The 6,201-nt window shown below is 30.6% G+C and carries 2 protein-coding genes; one reads left to right on the top strand and one right to left on the bottom strand.

All coding sequences use genetic code 11. The annotated features are described in order from the left end of the window. Window positions 1-700: 700 nt before the first annotated feature. A complete protein-coding gene (locus MPF19_RS15730) occupies window positions 701-3,253 on the bottom strand; it encodes a T9SS type A sorting domain-containing protein (RefSeq protein ID WP_249989125.1) in 2,553 nt (850 codons plus the stop codon). A 562-nt stretch (window positions 3,254-3,815) separates the two neighbouring features. Here MPF19_RS15730 and MPF19_RS15725 point away from each other — a divergent pair. Then, a complete protein-coding gene (locus MPF19_RS15725) occupies window positions 3,816-6,194 on the top strand; it encodes a polysaccharide lyase 6 family protein (RefSeq protein WP_249989123.1) in 2,379 nt (792 codons plus the stop codon). Window positions 6,195-6,201 lie beyond the last annotated feature (7 nt).

Here is a 6,201-nt window from a genome sequence, read left to right as displayed (position 1 = left end):
TTTAGCAAGTTCAATTGAAGTATCCAAAATAGAAATAATTTTAAAGTCAAAGTTCTTCCTTTTTATTTTACTCCACAACTTTTTGTGTTGATCCACAAAGCCTCAAAACTTATCATTTCAGAGCAAGGATAAATCACATATCAGTGATTTTACAATAATTACTAAACCTTATGGTGTTTCTTCCAAAAGGGGAGAAATGACGAAACTGTGCGTAGCAAAATCTAATCGCAAAAAAACATTCAATTTGTTGTTTTGAGGTTAGGAGAAATCCCATAACAGTGATAAAAAAATACTAAAAAATTTTTATATGATTTCTCTCTCTGTTCTAAATGACAAAACTGTATGTGAAAAAATAAATTGTTAATTTTAAGAAAGATTAGACTTATAACTTTATTATGAATGTGTATTCATTTTTTATAGAATAAATGAATTGAAGGATCTTTTGCGTGAATGATAGTAGTGGAAAGCCCACAGCGAGGTACGAGTGAGGACTTGTAGCGTATAGCCTGACCATTTTTATGCTGAGTGTTTTTATTCTGCGTATTTCTTTTTAAAAAATGGGGACGCCCTAATGCTTAGTTGAACCTTCATAATTATAGCTGGATAGGTATTAATATGAAATATCAGTTTATCTTTTTTAACTAAAAAAGCCTGATAACAGTTGTATCAGGCTTTCGTAATTATTTTATTTTTTAATTGATTATTGTTTTATAATTTTTTTGGTATATGTTTTACCACTAATTCCTTGCGTGGTTATTATATATATTCCATTTGCGAATTTTGAGAAGTTTAAATCTTCAGCATTTTTATCTTCTCCATATTTTTTATCAATAATAGTACCTCCAGTTATGTTCATTACTTTTATACTTTTAATTTTATCATTTTGTAATCTAATAACTGTATTTTTCTCTATTGGATTAGGATAGACACTTGCTCTTTGTTCTGTGCTTATACTTTCTTTATTTGGTGTTAATCCGTTTAATATTGCATCAATAATAGCTTGTTGTTGGCTATCTGTTAAACCAGATTTTTTATCACTTTTAGCGTTAAAAGTTAATTGATATGTAAATCCACTATCATAGCATTCACATGCAGGTGTGTACATTCCTATTATATACATTTTATTATCACTAAAAGTATAGCCAGGGAATGTTGTGGTTAAATCCCAATTTGTTGCTGTCGGTACACTTGCAGAAGGTGGTAAATTACTTCCGGTATTATTACCATGAGCAAAGGTATTCCAGTCTATTACGATAGATGGGTAAGATGTTATTTCTGCCACATACCAGTGGTATTCTGTACAGCTTCCATGTAAAGTATCATCGGTAGTTCCGCTAGAATTTAAAGATCCTTTAATGTCTTTTGTAAGTCCATCATGTTCTACTGTAATAGCCAAGTTTGGATCTGCTAATTCACCTACATAAATATCATCTATTGCAAGATCATTTCCATCTCCGTTAGCTGTTTCATTTAAAATTATTTTGATAGTTTCTGTATTACTGGTTGCAGTAAAATTAATGGTTTCATTTTGCCAAGCACAAGCGTCTAAAGGATTCATATTTACGGTAAACATGGTATTAGAACTTCCTGCTTCTAAGGTAACTTCTGGTAGGATATCAAAAGTACATTGTGGCATGTTTTTAAAATTAGCACATACTTTATAGGTTTTTCCTTTTTCTAGTCCGGTTAAGGTTTGTTCCCAAACGGTACTTGAAGTGGCTTGTTGTGTTTTTCCGTTTACAAGTAAGTATTTGTTATTGCTTGCATACGTTACTGGGTCTGCACAAAAAGAATGGTCTGTAACAGTTGTGCCGAAATTAGCAGCAGTATTTGTAACATTATATTCTCCGGGAAATGTGGTTGCAGTTTGTGAATAATCGCTTGTAAAACCAGTGTTACCAGCTTCGAAATTTGCATTATCTACTAAATTTTCAGCTTCACAACAATATGCACCTTGGCTGTTGTCGCAAAAACAAACATCATTATTAATTCCGGATATTTCTCCATCTTGTACACCGCCTACTGGATTTGAAGAATATTGTGTTACAGTTTGTAAGTTTCCATTTAAATCGGGTAATTGGAATGTTAATTTGGCAACTAGATCATAACAAGTACCAGCGGTTTGATTTGGAAAAGTTGTTGCAGGTACATCAAATGTGTACGTACCTGAAACGATGGTTGGTGTTATATTTGTTGCAACTACTGAGTTACTTTTGTAAATGTCTAACGAGATTGAGGGATTAACTGCTCCTTTAGGAATATCAAAATTACCAGCATAGGTATTTTTTTCATTGATACAACCATCTCCTTCTAACTCTAATTCAATAAATCCTTCGGTACCTTTACATTCTTTACAAACATCATCTATGTAGGTGTATCCTTTATGTGCACCACGAGCACAATCTGAATTAATGAACATTACTACTACTTCTTCACCTATTTTACTTGACAAATCTAAATACGCACAACGCCAATCTCTATAATATTTACTTCCGTTATTAACGGCATTTATAAAGGGATTAGTTGGGTTGGCAATATCGATAACTTTATCAATAGTGATTCCCGACATATCTACAGCTTCTGCCATAAAAAACACTTCAGATCCATTAACGACACCACCAACATCTGAATGACTTTTATCCATAACAATAGCATATTTGAAGTAATATTTAGCATTTTCTGCGGTTACTACAAATCGTTTAGCAACTCCTTCTGCGCCAAGTCCGGGTTGATCATTTCCTAAACGTAAGGATTTTGTTCCTAAGGTTCCAGGAGCTGTTCTTTGTAATGGATATGATGGTGATGCTACTGATATAATTGGATCTAAACCTGTGGATTCTATGGAAGTGTAATTCTGCCCTGAAGAAAGACCTGTAAAGGGTAAAGAAGCTATTCCAGGGTTTAAAATTAAGCCATTTTCTATTGGTAAAACTTCAATAGAATGTTTTAAACTTAATCCAGTCCATGAAGCATAATCATCTTCAAAGCCACCATTACGGCAGGGATCTGGGCTTAATGGAATTTGATTTAGTAGCGAGGTAATTTGATCAGAAGATTTTAAAGTAGGTTTAAACTGGTCTTGTTTAAAAATTTCAATTTCTTTAGCTAATCTGTCTTTAGACCATCTCACATTATATTCATAATTTAATTTACGTTCCTTAACTTCAATAATGGTGTCTTTGTAAATTTGACCCGTTGTAATGCTGGTTATCAATAATAAAACAGCAAGCATAAATTGTGTAGTTGTTTTCATGATTATTAGTTTAAAGTACCTACTCTTATAAAAGGCTTTTCGGATACCGCCTGTAATTTCATTTTGTTATATAAGATTATTTTAAGTCTCTAATGTGTTACTAATTTATCTTATCGTTAGCGTCTTGTAATCTTTATAATATTTGGTAATGTGTTCAAAGTTAATGTCTTAATTTTGTTTTTAGGACAGGTAAAACCTCCATTACACAAGGTTGTTTCTCTTGATAATTTAATAGTGATTAGATGGTTTTCTTAAAATAATTAAAATGTAATCTGGTATTTATTAATTAGAAAATTTAAGATTACTGGTGTGTGAAGTGCCAATTCTAAAAATAGGATAAAGAAGATTTTTATACTCAACTTTTAATATTGAATTCTTAAAAAGGAAATATTATTTTCTATATTTTTAATCCTTAAAGTTTTTCGTGCTTTTATTTAACTAAAACCCGTATATTTGGTTAACCAAATTGGTAAACCAATTAAAAGGAGCCGAATTTTGATGATTTTGTAAATTGGTTCACTTTTTGATTTTAAGTATTACAACATTTAATTATTATTTCTAGATGAAAAAAATAATCTTCACATTTATAGCAATTTTAGTATTAGGAGCCTTTAAATTCTTTGCTCAGGAAACAATAGTTTCTAATATTACAGAATATAACAATACAATTAAATTGGCCAAACCAGGTGATGTTATCGTTTTAAAAAACGGAGTTTGGGAAGATGTTAAATTAAATGCGCACGGACAAGGTGAAAAAGGAAACCCAATTTTAGTAAAAGCAGAAACAGCAGGTGAAGTAATTATTACAGGAAATTCTACCTTAAATATTTATGGTGACTACATAATTGTGAGTGGTTTATGGTTTAAAGATGGTAATACGGAATATAAATCTGTGGTTCAATTTAAAAAAGATTCTAAAACTTTTGCAAATAATTGTCGACTTACAAATTGTACTATTTCTTATTATAAATCTAAGGAAAACTTAAAAGACCATTGGGTAGATTTATGGGGGAAAAATAACAGAGTAGATCATAATAATTTTACAGGGAAAACCAGTGAAGGTACTACCTTGGTAGTTTGGCTAAAAGGAGAGGAGCATGTAGAAAATAATCATAGAATAGATAATAACTTTTTTGGTACAAGACCAGATTTAGGTAAAAATGGAGGTGAAACCATTAGAATTGGTACCAGTACGAACTCTAAAAAATCGTCTAAAACGTTAGTTGAAAGAAATATTTTTGCAAATTGTGATGGAGAAATAGAAATTATATCTAACAAGTCTTGTGATAATGTTTATAGGGATAACTTATTTGTTGGGAGTCAAGGGACTTTAACGTTAAGACATGGAGATCATGCTTTGGTAGAAAGAAATGTTTTTTTAGGAAACGGTGTTAGTAAAACTGGTGGAGTTCGTATTATCAACTCTAATCATATCATTAGAAATAATTTATTTGTTGGCTTGTTAGGAGATGGTTTTAGAGGGCCAATTGTAATTATGAATGGAGTGCCAAACTCTCCTTTAAATAGGTATGAACAGGTTAAGAATGTAGATATTCAGAATAATACGATTATCAATTCTGGACCAATTTCCTTCGGCGAAGGTAAAGATGATGAGAAAACACTAGCAGCTGTACATACTAATTTTTCAAACAATTTAATTTTTAATGATAAACCTGGCAAAAATATTTTATTTCTTGATGATGTGTCAGGAATCTCTTTCAATAATAATTATATAGATGCTTTAACACCGCAGGTTATTAATGGTTTTAAAGCAACAAAAATAGATTGGAAAGAAATAGGTTCGTTTCCAATTCCAACAGCCAATAATAAAGATTTATTAGTGACTAAAAATAATACAAGTCTACAAAAAGATATTAATAATAGTATAAGAGAAACTTTTAATGCAGGTGCTTTTAATCTAGATGCTAATACTTTACCAAAAGCTTTAAAATTAAGAGCGGGTCCGGGTTGGACACCTAATATAGTCGCACCAATTGTTAAAGCCGAAGAAATTACGGTAGAACCAGGATTAGAAACTTTAAGAAAAGCGATTGATAAGGCGTCGCCAGGAGCTGTTTTAAATTTAAAAACAGGAGCGTATATTTTAGAAAAGAAAATTAAGGTAGTCAAGAATATAACTATAATAGGAGACAAAGGTGGAGCATCAATTATTATGGCTAAAAAAGATATAGAAAAACCTATAGACTATCTTTTTAGAGTAAATGAAGGCGTAACCCTACATATTAGTAATGCAATTTTAGATGGTGTAAATTCAGATTTAAAATATGCTATTGTTTCTCCAGATAAACAAGAAGCGGGTATCTATAATTTATTTGTAGATAATATTACGTTTCAAAATTTTACAAATAAAGATGGTGGAAGTGTTTTTAAGGCTTACAACGGTACAAAAGCAGATACCTTAAGTTTTGTGAATTCTAGATTCGAAAACAATTATAGAGGACTAAATTTATCTTATGATAAAGATATTATGGAGCAATACAATGCAAATACGATTATTATAGACAACACTATTTTTAAAAATATTGAAGAAGCAGCAATTAATTATTATAGAAAAACATTGTCTCCAGAAATTCCGGGTGGTAATTTAATTATTACAAATTCTGTCTTTAGTAATGTTTATAATGAAGAAAAAGGGAAAGTTATTAGAACAGACGGAATTGGTAGTGTATCAATTACAAATTCTGTAATTGAAGATAGTTTTAAAGTAACCACACCCGTTTCTTTAAAAGGATCTAATAATAGTATTTCTAATTGTTTAATACATAATAGTGGTTTTGTTAAAACAAGTGGTAAGGCTAAAAAGGAAAATTTACTATATAAAAATCCTAAGTGGGAAGATAAAGTGCTGTTTATACCAAGTGATAAATCGCCATTGTTAAAAGTAAATAATGATATTGGTAACATTGGTTTAAAGCAATAAATATATT

Origin of the sequence: Polaribacter sp. Z014, assembly GCF_023555435.1 — a bacterium.
Lineage (GTDB): Bacteria > Bacteroidota > Bacteroidia > Flavobacteriales > Flavobacteriaceae > Polaribacter.
This window is presented reverse-complemented; position numbering and strand designations above follow the sequence as displayed.